Source organism: Brucella sp. NBRC 113783, from assembly GCF_040372265.1.
In the GTDB taxonomy this organism is placed as follows: domain Bacteria; phylum Pseudomonadota; class Alphaproteobacteria; order Rhizobiales; family Rhizobiaceae; genus Brucella; species Brucella teleogrylli.
Genome location: NZ_BAABRX010000024.1, coordinates 1 through 2,496 on the forward strand (window position 1 = coordinate 1; position 2,496 = coordinate 2,496).

The following is a 2,496-nucleotide window of genomic DNA, read 5'->3' on the forward strand; positions in this document are numbered from 1 at the left end:
GGTAAGCGCTGTTTTCAGGCCACGGCTTTGAGATCGTGCGTTGCGGCATAGGCCCAAGGCAGCAGGTCGTCGATCTGGCTATTTGGATGATTGTTGACGATCTTGGTGAGGACGTCTGAGAGATAGGCCAGTGGCTCGACATTGTTGAGCTTTGCCGTCTCGATGAGCGAGGCGATAGTCGCCCAGTGTTCGGCCCCGGCGTCAGAACCGGCAAATAGCGCATTTTTGCGATTGAGGGCAATTGGCCTGATTGATCGTTCGACGACGTTGGAATCGATCTCGATCCGGCCATCGTCGATGAAGCGGGTCAAGCCGTCCCAGCGTGACAAGGCATAGCGGATTGCTTCGGCGAGTTTTGTCTTCTGGCTGATGTAGCCGAGTTGTTCACGCAGCCAGGGAGCGAGGCTGTCGGTAATCGGACGACTTTTTTCCTGACGGGCGACACGACGCTCCTCGTGGGGCCGGCCACGTATCTCTTCTTCGATCCTGTAAAGTTCGCCGATGCGTCGCAGCGCCTCGCTGGCGATGGGTGCCGGACCAGCGGCAGCAAGCTCATAGAAGCGGTGTCGAACGTGGGACCAGCAGAAGGCCAGCGACACGGTGTTCTTTGCCGCGAGCGGGCGATATCCACTGTAGCCGTCTACCTGCAGGATGCCGACGAAGCCGTCGAGATGGGCCATCGGTCGTTCGCCTTTGCGATCTGGCGCATAGACATAGGTGACACCGGGCGGGTCATCGCCCTGCCACGGCCGGTCATCTCGTGCATAAGCCCAAAGCTGGCCGGTCTTGGTTTTGCCACGTCCCGGATCGAGCACCGGGGCCGTCGTCTCGTCGGCGAAGAGCTTGGACGATGACTTCAGATGATCGAGCAGCCGCTGATGGACCGGGCGTAGATGCCAGGCGGCGCGACCGACCCAGTCGGCGAGCGTCGAACGGTCGAGGTCGATGCCCTGACGCTTGTAGATTTGCGCCTGGCGATACAGCGGCAGGTGGTCAGCATATTTAGATACCAGCACCTGGGCGACGGTTGCCTCTGTCGGGATGCCGCCCTCGATCAGCCTTGCCGGGGCCGGAGCCTGGACAACGACTTCTTCACAGGCCCGGCAGGCATACTTCGGGCGGCGCAGCACGAGCACCCGGAATTGGGCGGGCACAAGATCGAGCTTCTCGCTGACATCCTCGCCGATCCGATGCAGGTCGTTGCGGCAGCAGGGGCAGGCATGGTTATCGATATCGACCACGATCTCGACGCGCGGCAGGTGCGCTGGCAGTGAACCCCGGTTCGTACGCCGTTTAGCGACCTGCGCCTGGCGCAGAGCAGTCGAGCCTTGTTCCTTCTCTTCCAGCCCGGCAGCCTCGATCTGTTCGGCCTCTTCAAGCCCAAGCAGAAGCTGGTCCTCTGGAAGCGTCTCTGCCCGTCGACCAAAGCGGTGACGCTGTAATTCCTTGATGATCTGCCGCAGGCGGGCATTCTCCGCCTCACGCGAAAGCACCATTGCTTTCAGCGCGTTCAGGTCATCCGGAAGCTCGTCTGCCGTCATCGTCATGGATCGAGAACAGCATATTTTGCCGCTCGGAGCGAGACGCTGAATGGCTCTGATTCAATTGGTCGCGCCCGTTATCCGGCCTTTATCGGCGTGCGCGTTTCGCTCGGCGCATGCACGCGTTTCCAGTCCAATCCTTCGAACAGAGCCGAGAACTGGGCGGCCGTCAGATGCATCACACCGTCTTGCATTCGAGGCCAATGGAACTCGCCATCCTCGATCCGCTTGGCGACCAGGCACACGCCGCTGCCGTCCCAGAAGATCAGCTTGATCCGGTCCGTTCGTTTGGCCCGGAATACGTAGATCGTGCCCGAGAACGGGTCGGCACCCATCTGGGCCTTTACCAATGCCGCCAATCCTTCAGCACCTTTGCGGAAGTCGACAGGCTTGGTGGCGATCATCACTTTTACCGCACCGGACGGGCCAATCACGACTGAGCCTTCAACGCCTGGATGACGGCGGCAATGGTTGCAGCATCGGTGCCAGAGGCAATACGCAGCCAGGCTCCATCAATCCGCAATTCAATGGCCGCCTCCGGAGAAGTTCTTCTTGGCAAACGTGCTTGCCGCGCCCTCTTCGGTTCCGAATTCTCGGGCGACACGACGACTGCTGGTGCAAACATTGGTGCTTGCTCCGGCACCGACAACACATCAAGCGGCTTTCGGGCGAGCCGTCGCCATGTGAACAACTGCTGCGGCGTCAATCCATGCCGCCGCGCCACAGAGCACACCGTGACGCCGGGCTCGCAACTCTCCGCAATGATCTGCGCCTTCTGATCGTCGCTCCATTCGCGACGACGGCCATTGCCTGTGAACACCTCAAACCGGCGTATCGGCTCATCCTTGGATTTAAGCGTAAGTTCTGAAATCGACATATGTCCTAGCCCTCTTTCGAGGTTGAACATCAATGATCAAGCGATGATCCGGAAGGTGGGGTCAGGACAGCGCTTACG

Annotated in this window: 3 protein-coding genes; all 3 read right to left on the reverse strand. The window is 60.2% G+C overall.

Annotated features, from left to right (window positions below):
- Nucleotides 1-14: 14 nt before the first annotated feature.
- Nucleotides 15-1,547, reverse strand: a complete 1,533-nt coding sequence (gene tnpC / locus ABWW11_RS25245) for an IS66 family transposase (RefSeq protein ID WP_109366350.1) — start codon at nt 1,545-1,547, stop codon at nt 15-17.
- A gap of 71 nt (nt 1,548-1,618) precedes the next feature.
- Complete coding sequence (tnpB, locus tag ABWW11_RS25250; protein WP_109366349.1) at nt 1,619-1,975, reverse strand: IS66 family insertion sequence element accessory protein TnpB; 357 nt, start codon at nt 1,973-1,975, stop codon at nt 1,619-1,621.
- Nucleotides 1,972-2,448, reverse strand: a complete 477-nt coding sequence (gene tnpA, locus ABWW11_RS25255; RefSeq protein ID WP_109366348.1) for an IS66-like element accessory protein TnpA — start codon at nt 2,446-2,448, stop codon at nt 1,972-1,974. Before tnpA ends, tnpB begins: the two co-directional genes overlap by 4 nt.
- Nucleotides 2,449-2,496: the final 48 nt, after the last annotated feature.